Here is a 17,539-nt window from a genome sequence, read left to right as displayed (position 1 = left end):
CCGGGAAATGCGCCTCCGTGTCCGTATCCGTCTCGCCTTCGGTGCCCTGTCGCTGATGATGCTCATCAGGGACGCGTCCGTCGCGTGCGCGCAGGCAACGCTGGTTCCCGCCAACTCCGTGGGCGCAAACACGAGTGGCCTCCCCATGGGCGCCGTGGTCGGCCTCAACGTCGCGCTGGGTGCCGGGGTCGCCGGGGTGCACGCCTGGCACGACGGCCGTCCAATCCGCCCGGCCGTGTGGCGCGGTGCCCTCGGTGGCGCGGTGATGGCCGGTGGCTTCGCGGTGAGCACCTGGTCGGCGGACGCGGCGCGACTCGCGACCGCACAGGTGGTCGCGATCGGGGCGAGCATGGCCCGCAACGCCGGTCGCGGCACGCCGCTGTTGGGCGACGTCACGCTGCCGCTCTCCCCGCTGCTGCTGGAACACCAGCACGACACGACAGGAAACGGCGGGTGGCGGGTCCGCGTGTCGGGCGGGGCACTCTGGGGGCTCGTTGAGCGGGGGGTGTCGCGCGAGGGGCTGCAGCTGGATTGGGCAGCCAGTGGGACCACGGGTGCGCCGGTTTTTCGCACCGGGAGCCCGCGCTTCAGCGTCGGGGTGAACTGCCCGCCCGGGGTGGCCTGCCTCCGGGCCGGGAACGCCAATCTCGGGACGATTGCCTATGCCACCGGCCGGAGCCCCGCCGAGCGCCACGCCACCCTGACCCATGAGGCGGTCCATCTGGCCCAGCGCTCCCGCGACCTCATCTTGCTCGGGGGGCCGCTGTCCGACTGGTTGGCCGCCCGGGGCGGCCCGGTCCGGCACCTGGGGCGATTCCTGGTGCTGGACGGGCTGATGCCGCTGGACTGGATCGACCAGGCCACCGCTCGCCGATGGTCGGGGTATCAGAGCTGGTACGAGCGGGAGGCCCGGGCGGTCGCCCCCGGCAGCGCGGCCAGTTTCCGGGCCAAAAGTTCTTCCGAGAAACTTTAGATTGCGCATTGTGCCCCGGTGGGCACCCCGCTAGGGTTCATTACAGCGAAGCGCGTCCCAAGGGGCGTGGACATGTTCCGACAGACCGGGCCTGCCAGCGAGCGGGCCCTTTTTTGTTGCAACGCAAGCCATCAGGTGATGGCGACCCATCGTGAGGGACGATCACGAGCAGGTGGAGTCGGTAGCTTTTGCATCGCAATGGTGCTCCGACTGATACCAGGTTTTCAGAAGAGGAGCAGCATCGTATGCGTACGACCGGCACTGTGAAGTGGTTCAACGACGCGAAGGGTTTCGGTTTCATCACGCCGTCGAACGGCCAGAAGGATTGCTTCGTGCATCATTCGGCCATCCAGGGCAGCGGCTTCAAGTCGCTGGCCGAAGGTGAGCAGGTGGAATTCGACATCGTGCAGGGCCAGAAGGGTCCGGCCGCTGAGAACGTCGTCAAGATGGGCCGCTAAGCTGTCCTTCGATCCGGAGTCCCGATGAAGGACGACATGATCGAATTCGAGGGGGTAGTGAACGACGTGCTGCCCAGTGCGATGTTCCGCGTCACCCTCGAGAACGGCCACAACGTGCTTGCCACCATGGCGGGAAAGATGCGGAAATTCCGCATTCGCATCCTGGCCGGCGACCGGGTCACGGTGGAAGTCTCACCGTATGATTTGAGCCGCGGCCGGATCACCTTCCGCCACAAGTAATCGATCACGTTGGAGCACTTGGGGGCCCCGTCTTCGGACGGGGCCCCTTTTGCATTGCTCCGGCGGGGTCGGCTACGTTTGGCGCATGACCGCACCCGACGTACTCCAGCCGGCGGCGCCCCCGCTGACCGACGCCGAAGCGGCCGCCCGCAAGCGCATTCTCACGGTGCTGTTTGTGGGCGTGTTCATGGCCGCCCTCGACGCCGCCGTCATCGCGCCGGCCATCCCGGCGCTCCGCGCCGCTTTTGGCGTGGACAATCGCCAGATCGGGCTGGTGACCATTGTCTTCAGCCTCTGCTCGCTCACGAGCACCGCGCTGATGGCGAACCTGAGTGACCGGTTCGGCCGTCGTAGCATCTACCTGATGGACATCGCCGGCTTTGCGCTGGGGTCGCTGCTCATCGCGCGCTCCACCACCTTCGGCATGCTGCTGCTCGGGCGGGCCATTCAGGGGCTGAGCGCCGGTGGCATCACCCCCACCGCCAGCTCGGTGGTCGGTGACACCTTCCCACCCGATCAGCGGGGCCGCGTGCTCGGGCTCATCGGCGCCACCTTCGGCATGGCCTTTCTGGTGGGCCCGGTCGTCGCGTCGGCCCTGCTCGTCTGGGCCAGCTGGCAGTGGATCTTCCTGATCAACCTGCCGGTCGCGGCGATTGTGTTTGCCATGAGCTGGCGCGCGCTGCCGCGGCGCACGCAGGTCATCGAGCATCCGCCCTTCGACTACGCGGGGATCACGGTGCTCGCGTTGCTCCTCGCCGGCCTCACGCTGGGCATCAATCGCGCCGTGGATATCACGCTCAATATCCACGCATGGCCGTACCTGCTCACCATGGCCGCCGTGGGCGTGCCGGTGCTCATGCTGATCGAACGCCGCGCCGCCCAGCCCATCGTGCCGATGACGCTCTTCGTGTCGCGACAGCTGCGCACCACATGGGTGCTCTGTGTGGGCGCCGGCTTCGGCATGGGGAGCGTGATCTTCATTTCGAGCGTGGCCGTGGCCGCGTTCAACACGCCGTCGCGCAAGGCCGGGCTGCTCCTCCTGCCGCTGGTGTTGTGCTCAGCGGCCGCGAGTGCCGTGTTCGGGCGCATTCAGAACCGGCTCGGCGCGCGCAACGTGATGCTCTGCGGCTTCGGCACGCTGCTGGTCGGCTCCGCCCTGGTCGCCGCCGGTGCCGACGTGTTCTGGATCTTCATGCTCGCCACGCTGTTCATCGGCGCCGGCGTCGGCATCGTGGTGGGCGGTACGCTTCGCACAGTCGTACTCGACGAGGTAAGCGCCAAGGAACGCAGCGCCGCCCAGGCCCTGGTCAACATCGGCATTGCGATCGGCAACCTGATGGTGGTCGCCGTGTTGAGCTTCCTCGCCGATCGCACCGGCGGTGGGCTGCACGGGCTGCAGGTCGCCTACGGCGCCGCCGCGGGCGTGATGGTGGCGATGATGGGGCTCAGCACACGGCTGCAGGTCAAGCGCTGAGGCACGGGGCGGGCCCAGACGGCCCCGTGCGGTTCGCTGAGATCGGCGTGACTGCCTTGCGGAGGGGCGGGGGAGCGGGGCAACGGAGGAACCCCAAACAGAAACGGGGCAAGCGCCCCATCGGCGCCGCCCCTCTCCGTTGCCCCGCTCCTCCGCCTCTCCGCAAGGCAGGTACAACGCACTGTCCGACTCAACTAACGCCGGATCAACGCGCACCGTCCGCTCAGGCCGTCCCGCTCACCCGCAGCACAAACGCCACCGCCACGAAGTGCAGCCCCGCGCCCACGAGCGTCAGCGCGTGAAAGACCTCGTGGTACCCGAACACCTGCGGATTCGGATTCGGGCGCCGCGTGGCGTACACAATGGCTCCCACCGAGTACGCGAGGCCGCCCAGTACGATGAGGGTCAGCTGCGTGGCCGAGAGCGCGCGATACACATCGCCCAGATAGGGCACCGCAATCCACCCCACCGCGAGCGCCACCAACGCCCGCAGCCACTTGGGCGCGCCGGGGACGAACAGGGTGAGCGACGCGCCGATCGCCACGCCGATCCACACCGCGACCAGCAGGTGCGTCCCGGTCGTGCCGCCAACACCGAGCAGCGCGATGGGCGTGTAGGTCCCGCCGATCAGCACGAAGATCGAGGCGTGGTCCGCCCGTCGCCACCACGCCCGCACCGCCGGGCGCCACTCGAGGCGATGATAGGTGGCGCTCACCGTGAAGAGCAGCGCCAGGCTCAGCGCGTAGATCGCGCCGGCCAATCGCGCCGTGGCGTTCGGGGCCAGCGCGATGAGCGCCGTGCCGGCGCCGAGGGCATAGATCGCGGCCCACTGGTGCAGCCGGCCGCGCCAGACGGGCTTGGCGGTGGGCGACGATGACGGCAGATGGGCCGGCGACATGCGCATCCTGGTAATGAGAGCGGGCACGCGACTCGCGGATCCCCACTCGAAGCATCGCCGGTGCGCTGCCGCGCGTCAACGCATCGATTCCGGCGGTGCAGCCGGCGGGACATTGGCGCGCGTCCAGGGGATGACATCGAGACGCTCGAAGGGAATCGGTGCTCCCGTCTGCTCGTCGATGCCAAAGGCCTCTGGCGCGCGTGCAAGGCGGTCGAGCGCGTCATCGATCTGTCCGATTTCGGCCGAGCGCCGCGTGGCGAGGGTCGCGTCCAATTCCTCCTGCTGCGTGTCCGTCCCGATATCCGCCATGTGCTGCGGCATCGTGGAGGCGTCGCCGGCCGGTTCGTCGGCATCCCGGGCGGCGTCGGTCTTGGCAAACTCGCGCAGCGGCGTGAGCAGCAACTCGCGCTCCTCGCGGAGACGCCGTTCGAGGTGCGCGAGCTGGTCGGTGGTCAGTGTCATGGTCGGGTCCGCGTGAGGGTCGAACCCGACATGGGCAATGGTTGGGCCACGGCGTTCGCGGTGGTGCGGTGGGTAGCGTATTGACAGTAAACTGACACCATGTCAGTTTGCTGACATGAGCGCCGCCGACACCCCCCAAAGCCGCCTCCGCGCCGATACCGTCGAGCGCATTCTCGCCGCCGCCTTCGAGCGGCTGCGTGATGAGCCGGAGGCGCCCTTCTCCCACGAAATCGTGGCCGAACGGGCCGGCGTGTCGGCGCGCACCGTCTATCGCCACTTTCCCACGCAGAGCGATCTCGTGCGCGGCGTATGGCAGCAGCTGCGCGACCGCACTGGCACCACCTGGCCCCGCACGCTCGAGACCATCATCCCGGAGCTGCGCGGGCTCTTCGCGCAGTTCGAGCGCAACAATGCGCTCACGCGCGCCATGCTCGCCGCCGCGCCCCGCGCGAACTATTCGCAGCACGGATCCGCCGAAGGGCGCGCCGCCTTTCGCGAGGCCCTCGCCCCACTGCTCGTGCACCGTACGCCGGGTCAGCAGGATCAGCTCATCGCGCAGTGCGTCGCCATCTACAGCGCCCCCTTCTGGCAGATGCTCCGCGATCGCGGCCAGCTCAGCGCCCCCGCCGCCGCCGAAGCCGCCGTGCACGCCATGACCGCCGTGCTCACGGCCGCCAAGGCCGACGCGAAGGCGAAGCCGAGCAAACGCCCCAAGCAGTCCTGACGCCTACTCCCTGTAACCCTCCCCCTGACCCCTGAGGGGTTCCTCATGTCTCACCATCTCAGCAGCACCCCCATCATCGTCCCCCATGGCGCCACGCGCACCAGAGCCCCGCTCAACATCGTCGGCGAACTCACCCACGTCCTGGTGAACAGTGCCGACAGTGCGAGCCAACTCGCCGTCTTTCACCTCAATGCACCGCCCATGAGCGGCCCACCGCTGCACGTGCACAGTCGCGAAGACGAATGGTTCTATGTGCTCGACGGCGAGTTGGTCTTCGAGGTTGATGGTATTAGGCACGTCGTCACCGCCGGCGGTTCGGTCTACCTGCGCCGCGGCTTGCCGCATCGCTATCAGAACTTCACCGACCGCGACGCACGCCTGCTCATTGCCGTGACGCCCTCCGGACTCGACCGCTTCTTCGAAGCGATGGACGCTGTCACGCCGCCGGGTGGGCTGCCCTCGATGGAGCAGTTGCTGAGCCTCGACGCTGAGTTTGGCCTGACCACCATGGGCCCACCCATGGGTCCCGAGGATCGTCCGTGACCGCTCCCGCCGTGGCGCCCGCGCTCATCACCGAACACTCCACGACCCGGCGCAGGGCGCGTACGCTCCATGACCGCGCCACGATCTGGCTCTCGGTCGTGCTGTTGACCACGCTCCTCGGCTTCCAGCGCACCATCACCAGCCGGCTTGGAACACTGGACGTCGCGCACGCGGTGCACGGCGTTGCCTCACTCGGCTGGCTGGTGGTGCTCATCGTCCAGGCCGAGTTGATCCGGCGCCGCCGGCGCGAATCGCACCGCCAACTCGCGCTCTGGGGGGTGCTCTTCGCGATGGCCATGACCGTCACAGCCCTCCCCATGCTGCAGGTCACCGGTGCGCGCGCCGTGGCCGATCCGCGCGGGGGTCAGATTGGGTGGTTCCTCCTGATCATGGACAGCGGCCTGCTGCTCCTGTTCCTCAGCCTATTCGCAACGGCCGTGGCGAACGTCCGTCGCCCCGCGATCCACGCACGCGCGATGGCCGCCACCTCGCTGATCGGTTTGGCGCCGGGGCTTGGACGGTGGTGCATGCGCCTGTTTCAGGTAGACCCGATCGCGGGATCGTACTTTGCCTTGGCGGCCGGAGCCGTCTGGCTGGGGTGTCTGATCTGGTCTGATCGCCGGGCGGGCGTGCGCGATCGCGTCTATCCCGCTATGCTGGTGGCGACCCTGTTTGTCATGGGGCTCAGCCAGCCGATCGCGCAGCGCTTCACGCATGTGCCGGTGGCCGTCAGCTCGCGCCCCTAGTCCTTCAGCCTCGACGCATGTCTGCTGCGCACACGCCCGACGCGGTCCTCCGCGTCCTCGCCGAGAACGGCCTCACCCCCGAGACCCGGCTCTATCGCGAGGCGGTCTTCATGTCGCTCGCGCCAGCGGGGACATCCGACTCCTTCCGGTTGCACGCCAATCCGCATCCGGTGGAATCGGTGGTCGATGTGTATGGGGCCGGTCATCTCGTGCAGGCCGAATCACTCGGCAAGGGGCTCGCCTTCGCGCAGACGCCCACGCCCAACTGGCAGGAGACGATGGAGCTCCGCGCGATGAAGGGCATCACCGGGGCGCACCCCGAAGCCCGGGTTGAAGTGGAGATCACCGTCGCTGACGTACTCGCGCAGGGCGGGCGACTCTATCCCGTCGAGTCAGTAACGGTTGAGAAGGCGTGGTACTGCACGCTCCCGATCGGCGGGATCGACGTGCGTATCGTGATGTAAGGAGCGCGTCGCCGTGCCTCCGTGCGAGATCAAGCCTCTGCCACCGGTATTCGAGCTCGGGCTTCAGTAGCCCACGGCCATCCCGTCCTTGCGCGGATCGCTCCCGCCGACCCACCCGCGAGGCAGCCGCACGATCGCCTGGGCCCCGCCGAACTGCGTCTGGCGCTCGTCGGTGATGACATGGCCCATCGCGCGCAGCGCATTGCGCACGCCGTCCGTGATGGGCGCCTCGAGCGCCACGTTCATGCCGTTGAGATGGCGGAAGCGCGCGGCATCGATCGCCTGCTGCACGTCCATGCCGAACACCAGCATGTTCAGCACCACCTGCACGTGCCCCTGGGCCTGCATGGCGCCACCCATTACGCCGAAGCTCATGAACGGCCGTTCCTTGCCACCTTCGGTGCGGGTGAGGAACGCCGGGATGAGCGTGTGAAACGGGCGCTTCCCCGGCGCCACGGTATTCGGCAGGTTCGGCTCCAGGGTGAACCCTGCGCCGCGATCGTGCAACGCAAAGCCGGTCCCGGGCACCACGATCCCCGAGCCGAATTCGTCGTACAGCGAATTGATGAAGCTCACCATGTTGCCGGCGCTGTCGGCCACGGTGAGATAGATCGTTTCGCTGGACGTGCGCAGCGGGCCGGGATCGACCCGCGTCATGGCCTTCGTCGCATCCAGATGGCTGCGGCGTTCGGCGATGAACGCCTCGCTCAGCATGCGGTCGGCCGGCATGTCCAGATGATCGGCGTCGCCCACGAACCGCGTGAGGTCCGCGTAGGCGAGCTTCTTCGCTTCGATGAGATGATGCAGGTACGCCGCCGAGTTGTGCCCCATCGCCTTGAGATCATACGGCTCGAGGATGCGGAGCATCTCGAGCGCGGCGACGCCCTGATTGTTGGGCGGCAATTCCCACAGGCGATAGCCCTTGAATGGCACCGACATCGGCGTCACCCACGTCGGCTGGTTCTTCTTCAGATCGTCGAGCGTGAGAAAACCGCCGAGCTGCTGCACGCGCGCCACGAGCTTCTGCCCGAGCGGGCCGCCATAGAAGGTGCCGATGCCATCGCGCGCGATCGTGCGGAGCGTGCTGGCGTAGTCCGGATTGCGGAACCACTCACCGGCCTTCGGTGAGCGCCCGCCCGGCAGGAACGTCGCCACCGCGCCGCTGTCGCGCTTGAGGAACGTCTCCTGGCCGACCCAATCCTCGGCGATCACCGGCGTGAGCGGAAAGCCATCCTGCGCGTAGCGAATGGCCGGCTGCAGTACGTCGGCGAGCTTCTTCGAGCCGTACGTCGTGAGCAGCGTCTGCCATCCGGCGAGCGCGCCCGGCACGGTGATCGTTTCGACGCCACGCGGGATGCTGCGCGTCCGTCCGCGCTTGAGCAGTTCATCGCGCGTCATGAGCGCACCCGCGCGCCCGCTCGCGTTGAGCGCCACGAGCTTCTGTTCCTTGGCGATCCAGATCAGCGCGAACAGATCGCCGCCGATCCCGGTCATCATCGGTTCGGTCACACTCAGCACGGCCGCCGCGGTCACGGCCGCATCGATGGCGTTACCGCCGTGCTGCAGCACCTCGAGCCCCGCCGCCGACGCGAGCGGCTGGCTGGTGGCTACGATGCCGCGCGGCGCGTACACCGGTGAGCGGCCGGCCATCGTCAGCGGGCGTTGGGCGAGGAGCGGCGCCGCACTCAGCACGCACGCACTCAGGATCGAAGCAAACCGCCGCATGAGTCTGGGGTCAGAAGGATGAAGAGGCCGACATCTTGTCGCCGAATATTGTAGCTACCGCTGTGCTTGCTCGCACGTGGGTGTTCGCGAGGCTATGGTCGCCGTGCGCCAACCCCGATCGGCGTTGGCGATCACGTCGACTATGAGGATGCCATGTTGTCTCGTCGCTCCAGAGTACGTGCGGCCCTCGGGGCCATGTCCGGCAGCGCGGTGCTGCTCGCGAGTTGCACCGACTCCAGCGCAATCGCGCCGACCGGCGATGCCGCCTTCGCCCGAGCGGGTTACGACACGCCAGGCGTGAATCGCCAATACGGCACGCCGCTGTCGCTGGGGAAGGGCAAGGCGCGTGCGTACGTCGTAACCGATACGAAGGATGGGAAAACGCCGTTGGAAATCGGCATCGCGTTCGATGAGACCGTCCTGGATGGACTGGGCACGGACATGCAGATGTTGCATCTGCCCTTCCCGGGCAAAGCGCCGGCGCCCTACACGTTCATGATGCTCGATTGGAATCCGCAGGGACACGAGCCGCCACACGTGTACGACGAGCCGCATTTCGACTTCCACTTCTACACGGTGCCGGAAGCCGAGGTGATGAGCATCGCGCCGTGGGTTGGGCCCCCGCCGGCGGCGGCATTCATTCCGCCGCAGAACGCCCCCGCCGGGTACTTTTCCGGCCCGCCAGTCCCCATGATGGGCACGCACTGGCTCTGCGGCTGCGCGCCCGAACTCGCCCGCTTCAACAATCCAGCGTGGGCGCTCCTCCCCAAGTTCGACAAGACGTTCATTTACGGGTCGTGGAACGGCCGGTGGACGTTCCTGGAACCGATGATCACCCGCGAGTACCTGCTGTCGCTCAAGACGGCCGTGATTGGATCCTTTGAGCAGGTCGTGCCACCGGTGCCCAATGCGGCGGCGCCCGGCAATTTCGGCAAGGCCGGATGGTATCCCGCGCGCTATCGCATTGTGTACGATGCGCAGGCGAAGGAGTATCGCATCGCGCTCGCGACGCTCAGCTGGGCACAATAGCTCGGACGCACACGCTGGTGCGCCGCTGTGCGGGGGCCTCGGTCCCGGTGCGGCGGCGCTGTGCGTCCCGGCACCGTTCGGCGTGCGGCGGAGGGGGTTCGCGCCCCCGTTAGCTTTCAGCATGCCCGTTCTGGAACTCACCGACGCCTCCTTCGACGCCGACGTCCTGCGCGCGTCCGAACCCGTGCTGATCGACGTGTGGGCCGCGTGGTGCGCGCCCTGCAAGGCCCTCGACCCGGTGATGCAGCGCCTCGCCGAGCAGTTCGACGGACAGGCGCGCATCGCCAAGCTCGACGCCGATGCCAACCTCGAAACGGTCACCCGGTTCGACGTGCGCGCCCTCCCCACGCTGCTGCTCTTTGATCGTGGCACCCTGGTGGAGCGCTTCTCGGGGGCGCAGTCGTTCGGCACCCTGGCCACGCGGCTGCAGGCGCAGCTCGCGCTGCGCGCGACCGGTGAACTCCCCACCGCGGCCCGTGTGGCCGCGCCCCGTCCGGCACCGTCGGCCGCCGTGAGCGAGGCCGAGCAACTGGTTCAGGCCGCCGAGCCCCTGGTGGTCTTCAAGCACAGCGCGACGTGCTCGATCTCCATCCACGTGAAGCAGCAGTACGATGCCTTCGTGGCCGCCAATCCCGACGTGGCCACCCGCGTGGTCGTGGTGCAGACCGAGCGCCCGTTGTCCAATGCCTTGGAACAGGTGACGCAGGTCCGTCATGAGTCGCCGCAGGCGCTGGTGGTACGTGGCGGCCGCGTGCTCTGGCATGCCTCGCACCGGCGCATTACTGCCGCGGCGCTGGAACGGGCGGTGCAGCAGGCGCAGGGGGCGTCGCTGACGCCGTAAGGCAGGCTGGGCGCTGCCGCCCAACGGCTGCATTGCCGGCGCGCCATGGCCCCGGTACACTCTCCCAATGACCAGTGCCGTGGGGTATCCGCCTGCGATCTCGACCGTCCTGATCGTCGATGACAATGTCGACGCGACCGATTCCCTCGCCCTCCTCCTCGAGCGCGTCGGGGTGCAGGTGCTGGTGGCCTACGACGGGCGCAGCGCCTTGGAGCGCTTTCTCGAACGTCGTCCCGATGCCGTGGTCATGGATATCGGGCTCCCCGTCATGGACGGCTACGAGACCGCCCGCCAGATGCGCGCCCAGCAGGGTGAGGCGCCGCTCCTCCTGATCGCGCTGACCGGCTGGGGGCACCCCGAAGACCGGAAGCGCTCCGAAGCCGCCGGCTTCGACCACCATCTGGTCAAGCCGGTGCTCCCGTCGGAAATCCACGGGCTCCTGTCCCAGTTCGCCTCGCGGAGCTGATCAGGCTAGCATCAAGGGTCGCTTATCCGACCCTTTCCTGATGCCGATGCTCCGCATTCTTCTTTGCACCTCCGTCGCCGCCGCCGTGGCCGCGACGTCGCTCGCCGCGCAGGGCACCATCCCACCCCGCGCCGTGCGCCGCGACATCCCGCTCACCAACGCGATTCGCAAGGCGATGGCCGCCGGGACCCGCGACTCAACCGGTCGCCCGGGCGCCAAGTACTGGCAGCTGCGCACCGACTACGCCATCGACGTGTCGCTCGATCCGGCGACGCAGAAGCTCACCGGCAAGGCGCGGATCACGATCCGCAACACCAGCCCGGAGTCGTTGCGCGAGGTCGGGTTGCGGCTCGACCCGAACATCTTTCTGGGCAACGCGCCGCACGCCGCGACGTGGACGATCGCCGAAGTGACCGACGGCATGCTCATTTCGCGCATGACCATCGATGGGCAGCCGGTGAACATCGCGTCGAACGCGCCCGTCACGACCGCCGGTCCCGACGGCGCCCGTGCCATTCAGACGGCGCAGCAGAATGCCGCCAACGCCGCCGGTGGCAACACACTGCTCGCCGGTCGGTCCACCAACGCGCGCGTCCGTCTCGCGAGCCCGATTGCGGCGGGCGCCACGGCCCGGCTCGAGATCGACTGGACGCACAAGCTTGCGGGGGGCCCCGGCACGGGGCACCGCATGACGCAGCGGTGGGCCGATTCGCTCTTCCAGCCCACGCAATGGTTCCCGCGTGTCGCGGTCTACGACGATCTCCGCGGCTGGGACAGCGAACTCTACCTCGGCCCGTCGGAGTTCTACAACAACTTCGGCACGTTCGATGTGAACATCGATGTGCCCGCCGGCTGGATCGTGAGCGGCACCGGCATCCTGCAGAACCCGCAGGAGGTGCTCACCGCCAAGGCGCGCGAGCAACTCGCCAAGGTAACCCAGAGCGACGCCATCACGACCATTGTCGGCCCGGATGAGGTGGGGCCGGGGCAGGCCACCGCGACCAGCAGCACCGGGCGCCTCACCTGGCGCTTTCACGCCGACACGGTGAACGACTTCGCGTGGGCCACGGCCAAGAAGTATGTCTGGCAGGCCACCCGCGCCACGATCCCCGGCAAGGGCGTGGTGCCCATTCATATGCTCTTCCTGCCGGGCCGTGCCAATCTGTATGCGCGCGCCGGCGAGATCGCCCGCCACGCCCTCGAGTACTACTCGGGGCTCTGGTTCCCGTATCAGTTCCCGCAGCTCACGCTGCAGGACGGGCCGAGCGCCGGTATGGAGTATCCGATGGTCATCAACTCCAACCAGGGCGCGGCCGACCACGAAACCGGGCATCAGTGGTGGCCCATGGTCGTGAGCAACAACGAAACGTGGTACGGCTGGATGGATGAGGGCTTCAATCAGTATATGAACATTCTCTCCGACGCCGACGCCGCGAAGAAGCCGCCGGTCTTCGACGGGCTTGGCCAGAGCTACGGCCGCACCAGCGGCAATGAAGCCGAACCGCCGATGATGTGGAACGCGAATTACGCGGGTCCCGGCTTCTACGGCTTCACCACCTACTCTAAGACGCCGCTCATGCTCTCCATGCTCGGCGGCATCGTGGGCGACACGGCCGTACAGCGCGCGCACCGGGAGTGGGCCACCGCGTGGATGTTCAAGCATCCCTCGCCCTGGGACTACATGTTCTTCATGAACAAGGCGCTGGGGCGCGACCTCGGGTGGTTCTGGAACGCGTGGTTGTTCACGACGGGCAGTGTGGACGGGCGCATCGCCAGTGTGAAGGTGCAGGGCATCCGCACGTCCGTGACCGTCGCGCAGGATGGCGACATGCCAGCGCCCATCGTGCTCGAGGTGAAGTTCGCCGAACAGGGGCCGGCGATTCGCCCCATGAAGAACGCCGTGATGAAGGACGCGACCACCGCCCGCGTGACCGTGCCGGTGGACGTATGGTTCGACGGGAGCCGCCAGCACACGCTGGATCTGGTCTTTGGCGGGCGCGCGATCGAGAAGATCACACTCGATCCCGATCGCCGCTTCCCGGACAAGAACACGCAGGACAACAGCTGGAGCAAATAGCCGGCGGATGAGCGCCGTGTGCCAGCCGTGTGACAGAACAGCCCGGGCCGAAACGCCCGGGTTGTTCGTTACGTGGCCGGTCCGAACCTCACGCTAAAGTCGGATTCATCCCAATCCGATATCTCAATGAAGTGCCGCTAACGGGAAAACCGTGCGGGCATACGGCTGGCGACGACGCTGGCCACCTCAATGCCGTTTTCTTCTGTAATAGTCCCGTGTCCGTCTTTGCCTTCACCACCCTGCGCGCGCGGTTGCGTGCTGTTGCACTGGTTGGCGCAGTCGGCATTCTCGCGGTCGCCACCGCGGGTCAGGCCGCGTTGCATCTCGCACGTGGTACCACCGCCGAACTCGTCTCGGTCAACGAGGCGCAGCGCTACCAGATGGATAGCGACATGATGCACGACGCCATGCGGGCGGACGTGGTCGCGTCGCTGTTCGCGGCGCAGCGGCACGACAGCGCGGGCGTCGCCTCGGCCGTCGCGTCGCTCGGCGAGCACTCGGCGCGCTTCATCGAGTCGCTCAACAAGGCCGACCAGATGGTGACGGACCCGGCGATCAAGAACGGCATGCCCGCGCTTCGCAAGGAGGTCGAGACGTACGCGGCCGATGCGAAGGCAGTTCAGGACGTCGTGCTCGCCAATCCGGTCGAGGCGCAAACGCGCTTCGAGCGGTTCTCGGCGCAGTTCACGGCGGTCGAGGACCTGATGGAGCGCTTCGGCGATCAGATCCAGGCCGACGCGCGCACCACGCAGGCGTCCACGACCAAGCAGTTCTCCCGCGCGACGTACATCATCTGGGGCTGCTTCGCCCTCTTCTTCGCGGCCGGTCTCGGCTTCGCCTGGGTCATCGCGCAGTCGCTCGGCGATCGCATGGCCGCCATCGCGGCGCAGATCCGCGAACTGCAGGAGCATGGTGTCCAGCGGGTGAGCGAGGCGCTCAGCGCCCTCGCGCGCGGCGAGGCCGTGGCGCTCGAACGCCATACGCTCACGCGCTCCGACGATACGTCCACCGACGAACTCGGTGCCGTCAGCGTGGCCGTCAATCAGATGGCCGACCAGTGCGATCTGTCCATCGAGGCCTGCTTCAAGGCCCAGACGGCCGTGGGGCATACCGTGCAGGAGATCGAGCGGCTGGCAGGCCAGGTGCGCGATGGCGTCCTCGATGGCCACGCGGATGTGGGGCCGGTGCAGGGGCGATACGTCGACGTGCTCCGGGGTGTGGAAGGCGTCCTCTCGGCCGTCAACACGCCGCTCCTCGAGGCGCGCCGGGCGCTCGAGCAGGTGGCCGATCGCAATCTCGAAGTGAAGATGGACGGCGAATTCAGCGGCGAGTTCGCTCGCATGCAGACCGCCCTCAACACCGCAGTCAACCAGCTGCGCGTGACGGTCGGGCAGGTGCGCCAGGCGGCGTTCCAGGTCGATGACGCTGCGGTGCAGCTCTCGTCGGGCTCGCAGCAGCTGGCCAACGGCGCGTCGGAGCAGGCGTCGAGCGCCGAGGAGATCAGCGCGTCGCTCACCGAACTCTCCAGCGTTGCCGCGCGCTCGGTGGAGCAGGCGAGCGAGGTGAAGGCGAGTGCGGAGCTCGCGAAGGCGAGTGTGCAGAAGGGGAGCGAGGCCATGGTCGCGCTCAATGCCGACATGCATCGCATCAAGCAGTCGGCCGATGCCACGCAGCGCATCGTGAAGACGATCGACGAGATCGCCTTCCAGACCAACCTGCTTGCGCTCAATGCGGCCGTCGAAGCGGCGCGTGCCGGTGATGCCGGCCGTGGCTTCGCGGTGGTAGCCGAGGAAGTGCGCGCGCTCGCCATTCGCTCGGCGGAAGCCGCCAAGCAGACGGCGGCGCTGATCGAGGAAGAGATCCAGAACGTGGACGGCGGCGTGAAGCGCGAGGAGGCGGTGCGGGAACAGCTCACCGCGGCGCGTCAGTATGTCGAGCGGATGGCGATCACGATCGACGAGATCGTGACCGCCGCGAGCCATCAGGCCACCGGCATGCGTGAGATCGGCAACGGCGTCGCGCTCATGAGCGAAATCACGCAGCAGGTGGCGGCCAATGCCGAAGAAGCCGCGGCGTCGTCGGAAGAGCTGACCGCCCAGGCGACCCAGCTCGCCGAAGCGGTGAAGGGCTTCAAGACGCGCGACTGGGAGAACCGCCCGGCCGACCGGCTGTCGCTGAATGCCCGTCGGCGGCAGGCCGCCTGAACAGGACGTAGATTTTCCGATAATCGATTATTGAGACTCTCAGTAGTTGACTAAATCAGGGGCGTTCAATAGGCTCAAGGGACAACCGACTCGTGGTCCTTTGCCGCCTATTGCCGCCACGTAAAACAACGAGCTAAAACGCGAATGCCCGGGCGGCGCTGCTGCCCGGGCTTTTCGTTTGTGGGCCGGCGTCACTGGAGGAGGAGTGCTCATGTCCACCATCCGTCCGATCGCGATCTATCACGAACACCCCGACTGGTTCCGCCCGCTTTTCGCGGAGCTCGACCGTCGCGGGATTCCCTACGAGCGGCTCGATGCCGTCGCGCATCAGTTCGATCCCTCGGAGACTCAGGCGCCCTGGTCGCTCGTCGTGAATCGCGCGAGCCCGTCGGCGTACCTCCGGGGCCACGGGCAGACGACCTTCTACACGCTCCACTGGCTGCGCCATCTCGCGCGGCTCGGCACCCCCGTGGTGAATGGCGCCGACGCCTACGCACTGGAACTGTCGAAGGCGAATCAGCTGGACCTGCTGCGCTCCCTCGGCCTGCCGTATCCGCGCGCGCGCGCCATCAACCATCCCTCGCAGGCGCTCGCCGCGAGTGCGGGTTTTCGGTTCCCGGTCCTCGTGAAAGCCAATGTCGGCGGCAGCGGTGCCGGCATTGTGAAGTACGACTCCCGCGAGGCCCTGGCCGCCGCGGTCGATGCCGGCACGGTGGATCTCGGCGTCGACCACACCGCGCTGGTGCAGGAAGCCGCGCCGCTCCGCAATGGCCACATCACGCGGGTGGAAACGCTGAACGGCAAGTATCTCTACGCCATCAACGTCTATCCGGCGGTGGGCTCCTTCGACCTCTGCCCGGCCGATGCCTGTCAGACGACCAGCGGCGCCGAGCTGGTGCGCGGCGCCTGTGCGGTGGACGCGCCCAAGAGCGGCATGCGGGTCGAGCGCGCCGATCCGCCGGCGCACATTATCGCGCAGGTGGAGGCCGTCTCCCGGGCGGCGAAGATCGATGTGGGCGGCATCGAGTACCTCGTGGACGACCGCGACGGGCAGCACTACTTCTACGACATCAACGCGCTGTCGAACTTCGTGGCCGATGCGGTGAACGTCATCGGATTCGACCCGTTCGCGACGTTTGTCGATTATCTGGAGGCGCGCATCGGGCGCGCAGCGCAGGCCGCGTAACGCGCCGACGCCCACCAGCCGCCTGCCGCTACTTCCAGGTGTACGTCGTGATGTTGGAGCTCGCCGTCAACACGGAGACGGGGCCACCGGTGCCGCCACCGGTGGTCCGCAACTCCAGACGGAGCGGCAGCATCGTCGCGGCATCCACCTGGGAGAGCGCGACGGAGTTCGTTTCGGGGATCGGCATCTGATCCACCATCGATTCGCTCATCCCCATCTGCTTGAGCATCTCGAGCAGTGAGGGGCGCAGCGTTTCGCGGGAGATCGTCGTGCGCGTGCTGAACTGCCAGCAGACGCGGCGGGTCGGATCGGCGCAGGGCACCACGCCGTCAAACCGTACCACCCGCGGAATCGAGATCGACGACGCCGGATTGAGCGGCGAGGGCATCGACGTGGCGGTGATCACCGAATCGCCCGGCGTCCACGAGCGTCCGTACATGCTCAGGTAATTGTCGCGATGGGCGTTGGCGGTCAGTCGTTCGATTGCCGCCGGCGACGACATCTGCTCCAGCGTCGCCACCATGCCCGGGGCCATCTGCCGGATCCGGTCCATGGTGGGCGCCATCAAGGAGTCCATCAGGCGCTTCATCTCCGCCACATTGCTGAGGCGGACGAACTGGCCGTCGCGGGACACGATGTACTGTCCCCCCATGGCGGCGATCGCCGTCGGGTCCGTCTCCTGCGGCTGGCGGCTGGCCACGAGCTTCTCCACGACGCCACGGCTCTGGGTGATCTCAAGCCCCTCCGGATGCGCGCGGACGGCCAACGTGGAGGTGGTGCGCGTGACCGACGAGTCATTCATGCTCATCCCGGCGGCTGCACCGGAGACGGTCGTGCGCACCTCGTTCACGACCGTGGCAGTCGCCCCCGCGGGCCAGGCGAATTTTGGGGTCACCGTCTGCGCGGCGCTCAGGTGAGGCAGGCCGCTCGCCAGGAGCACGGTCAGTGTCAGGGTCTTCGCACGCATGGCATCGCTCCAAAAAGGTCATTGCATCGCGGTCACTCGACCGACGCCATATTCTACCGCAT

General features: G+C 67.6%; 18 protein-coding genes. 14 read left to right on the top strand and 4 right to left on the bottom strand.

The window, feature by feature from the left end:
- Positions 1 to 7: 7 nt before the first annotated feature.
- The 4 genes from K2R93_15880 to K2R93_15865 all read left to right on the top strand — a co-directional run bounded on the left by K2R93_15880 (position 8) and on the right by K2R93_15865 (position 3,145).
- Entirely contained in the window at positions 8 to 973 is a 966-nt protein-coding gene (locus K2R93_15880; GenBank protein ID MBY0491323.1) for a hypothetical protein, read from the top strand.
- Positions 974 to 1,218: 245 nt separating this feature from the next.
- Positions 1,219 to 1,431, top strand: a complete 213-nt coding sequence (locus K2R93_15875; GenBank protein ID MBY0491322.1) for a cold-shock protein — start codon at positions 1,219 to 1,221, stop codon at positions 1,429 to 1,431.
- Positions 1,432 to 1,455: 24 nt separating this feature from the next.
- A complete protein-coding gene (infA, locus tag K2R93_15870; GenBank protein ID MBY0491321.1) occupies positions 1,456 to 1,671 on the top strand; it encodes a translation initiation factor IF-1 in 216 nt (71 codons plus the stop codon).
- Between the two features lie 85 nt (positions 1,672 to 1,756).
- Positions 1,757 to 3,145, top strand: coding sequence for an MFS transporter (locus K2R93_15865; protein MBY0491320.1), 1,389 nt, complete (start codon positions 1,757 to 1,759; stop codon positions 3,143 to 3,145).
- 223 nt (positions 3,146 to 3,368) lie between these two features.
- Here K2R93_15865 and K2R93_15860 read toward each other — a convergent pair whose 3' ends face one another.
- Positions 3,369 to 4,049: a hemolysin III family protein gene (locus tag K2R93_15860; GenBank protein MBY0491319.1), complete on the bottom strand. Its 681-nt coding sequence runs from the start codon at positions 4,047 to 4,049 to the stop codon at positions 3,369 to 3,371.
- A 69-nt stretch (positions 4,050 to 4,118) separates the two neighbouring features.
- Positions 4,119 to 4,505 carry a hypothetical protein gene (locus K2R93_15855; protein MBY0491318.1) on the bottom strand — a complete coding sequence of 129 codons (387 nt, stop codon included), beginning with the start codon at positions 4,503 to 4,505 and terminating at the stop codon, positions 4,119 to 4,121.
- 115 nt (positions 4,506 to 4,620) lie between these two features.
- Between K2R93_15855 and K2R93_15850 the strand changes: the two genes are divergently transcribed.
- The 4 genes from K2R93_15850 to K2R93_15835 are packed head-to-tail and all read left to right on the top strand — an operon-like array spanning position 4,621 to position 6,982.
- Positions 4,621 to 5,229, top strand: a complete 609-nt coding sequence (locus tag K2R93_15850) for a TetR/AcrR family transcriptional regulator (GenBank protein MBY0491317.1) — start codon at positions 4,621 to 4,623, stop codon at positions 5,227 to 5,229.
- A 45-nt stretch (positions 5,230 to 5,274) separates the two neighbouring features.
- Positions 5,275 to 5,772, top strand: a complete 498-nt coding sequence (locus tag K2R93_15845; protein MBY0491316.1) for a cupin domain-containing protein — start codon at positions 5,275 to 5,277, stop codon at positions 5,770 to 5,772.
- Positions 5,769 to 6,518, top strand: coding sequence for a hypothetical protein (locus tag K2R93_15840; protein ID MBY0491315.1), 750 nt, complete (start codon positions 5,769 to 5,771; stop codon positions 6,516 to 6,518). Before K2R93_15845 ends, K2R93_15840 begins: the two co-directional genes overlap by 4 nt.
- 17 nt (positions 6,519 to 6,535) lie before the next feature.
- Positions 6,536 to 6,982, top strand: coding sequence for a hypothetical protein (locus tag K2R93_15835; protein ID MBY0491314.1), 447 nt, complete (start codon positions 6,536 to 6,538; stop codon positions 6,980 to 6,982).
- Between the two features lie 63 nt (positions 6,983 to 7,045).
- Here the strand turns inward: K2R93_15835 and ggt are convergent, their stop codons facing one another.
- Positions 7,046 to 8,707, bottom strand: a complete 1,662-nt coding sequence (ggt, locus tag K2R93_15830; GenBank protein MBY0491313.1) for a gamma-glutamyltransferase — start codon at positions 8,705 to 8,707, stop codon at positions 7,046 to 7,048.
- A gap of 195 nt (positions 8,708 to 8,902) precedes the next feature.
- On the opposite strand from ggt, the gene K2R93_15825 reads away from it, so the two are divergent.
- The 6 genes from K2R93_15825 (at position 8,903) to K2R93_15800 (ending at position 16,510) form a co-directional block, all read left to right on the top strand.
- Positions 8,903 to 9,736 (top strand): DUF5602 domain-containing protein, encoded by an 834-nt coding sequence (locus K2R93_15825; GenBank protein ID MBY0491312.1) that lies wholly within the window; start codon positions 8,903 to 8,905, stop codon positions 9,734 to 9,736.
- Positions 9,737 to 9,857: 121 nt separating this feature from the next.
- Positions 9,858 to 10,577 (top strand): bacillithiol system redox-active protein YtxJ, encoded by a 720-nt coding sequence (gene ytxJ / locus K2R93_15820; protein ID MBY0491311.1) that lies wholly within the window; start codon positions 9,858 to 9,860, stop codon positions 10,575 to 10,577.
- A gap of 67 nt (positions 10,578 to 10,644) precedes the next feature.
- Positions 10,645 to 11,043: a response regulator gene (locus K2R93_15815; protein MBY0491310.1), complete on the top strand. Its 399-nt coding sequence runs from the start codon at positions 10,645 to 10,647 to the stop codon at positions 11,041 to 11,043.
- A 40-nt stretch (positions 11,044 to 11,083) separates the two neighbouring features.
- Entirely contained in the window at positions 11,084 to 13,120 is a 2,037-nt protein-coding gene (locus K2R93_15810) for a M1 family metallopeptidase (GenBank protein ID MBY0491309.1), read from the top strand.
- Positions 13,121 to 13,335: 215 nt separating this feature from the next.
- The gene (locus K2R93_15805; protein MBY0491308.1) at positions 13,336 to 15,324 is read left to right on the top strand and encodes a HAMP domain-containing protein; all 1,989 of its coding nucleotides are present in this window, start codon (positions 13,336 to 13,338) and stop codon (positions 15,322 to 15,324) included.
- A 211-nt stretch (positions 15,325 to 15,535) separates the two neighbouring features.
- Positions 15,536 to 16,510: a hypothetical protein gene (locus K2R93_15800; GenBank protein ID MBY0491307.1), complete on the top strand. Its 975-nt coding sequence runs from the start codon at positions 15,536 to 15,538 to the stop codon at positions 16,508 to 16,510.
- Positions 16,511 to 16,538: 28 nt separating this feature from the next.
- Here the strand turns inward: K2R93_15800 and K2R93_15795 are convergent, their stop codons facing one another.
- Positions 16,539 to 17,477: a hypothetical protein gene (locus K2R93_15795; protein ID MBY0491306.1), complete on the bottom strand. Its 939-nt coding sequence runs from the start codon at positions 17,475 to 17,477 to the stop codon at positions 16,539 to 16,541.
- Positions 17,478 to 17,539 lie beyond the last annotated feature (62 nt).

The sequence above is a fragment of the Gemmatimonadaceae bacterium genome (genome assembly GCA_019752115.1).
Lineage (GTDB): Bacteria > Gemmatimonadota > Gemmatimonadetes > Gemmatimonadales > Gemmatimonadaceae > Gemmatimonas.
This window is presented reverse-complemented; position numbering and strand designations above follow the sequence as displayed.

What these genes read in the sequence shown, in the direction of transcription:
- K2R93_15880 (MBY0491323.1), top strand. Translation starts at nt 8, where the DNA reads ATGCGCCTCCGTGTCCGTATCCGTCTCGCCTTCGGTGCCCTGTCGCTG.
- K2R93_15875 (MBY0491322.1), top strand. Translation starts at nt 1,219, where the DNA reads ATGCGTACGACCGGCACTGTGAAGTGGTTCAACGACGCGAAGGGTTTC.
- infA (MBY0491321.1), top strand. Translation starts at nt 1,456, where the DNA reads ATGAAGGACGACATGATCGAATTCGAGGGGGTAGTGAACGACGTGCTG.
- K2R93_15865 (MBY0491320.1), top strand. Translation starts at nt 1,757, where the DNA reads ATGACCGCACCCGACGTACTCCAGCCGGCGGCGCCCCCGCTGACCGAC.
- K2R93_15860 (MBY0491319.1), bottom strand. Translation starts at nt 4,049, where the DNA reads ATGCGCATGTCGCCGGCCCATCTGCCGTCATCGTCGCCCACCGCCAAG.
- K2R93_15855 (MBY0491318.1), bottom strand. Translation starts at nt 4,505, where the DNA reads ATGACACTGACCACCGACCAGCTCGCGCACCTCGAACGGCGTCTCCGC.
- K2R93_15850 (MBY0491317.1), top strand. Translation starts at nt 4,621, where the DNA reads ATGAGCGCCGCCGACACCCCCCAAAGCCGCCTCCGCGCCGATACCGTC.
- K2R93_15845 (MBY0491316.1), top strand. Translation starts at nt 5,275, where the DNA reads ATGTCTCACCATCTCAGCAGCACCCCCATCATCGTCCCCCATGGCGCC.
- K2R93_15835 (MBY0491314.1), top strand. Translation starts at nt 6,536, where the DNA reads ATGTCTGCTGCGCACACGCCCGACGCGGTCCTCCGCGTCCTCGCCGAG.
- ggt (MBY0491313.1), bottom strand. Translation starts at nt 8,707, where the DNA reads ATGCGGCGGTTTGCTTCGATCCTGAGTGCGTGCGTGCTGAGTGCGGCG.
- K2R93_15825 (MBY0491312.1), top strand. Translation starts at nt 8,903, where the DNA reads ATGTCCGGCAGCGCGGTGCTGCTCGCGAGTTGCACCGACTCCAGCGCA.
- ytxJ (MBY0491311.1), top strand. Translation starts at nt 9,858, where the DNA reads ATGCCCGTTCTGGAACTCACCGACGCCTCCTTCGACGCCGACGTCCTG.
- K2R93_15815 (MBY0491310.1), top strand. Translation starts at nt 10,645, where the DNA reads ATGACCAGTGCCGTGGGGTATCCGCCTGCGATCTCGACCGTCCTGATC.
- K2R93_15810 (MBY0491309.1), top strand. Translation starts at nt 11,084, where the DNA reads ATGCCGATGCTCCGCATTCTTCTTTGCACCTCCGTCGCCGCCGCCGTG.
- K2R93_15800 (MBY0491307.1), top strand. Translation starts at nt 15,536, where the DNA reads ATGTCCACCATCCGTCCGATCGCGATCTATCACGAACACCCCGACTGG.
- K2R93_15795 (MBY0491306.1), bottom strand. Translation starts at nt 17,477, where the DNA reads ATGCGTGCGAAGACCCTGACACTGACCGTGCTCCTGGCGAGCGGCCTG.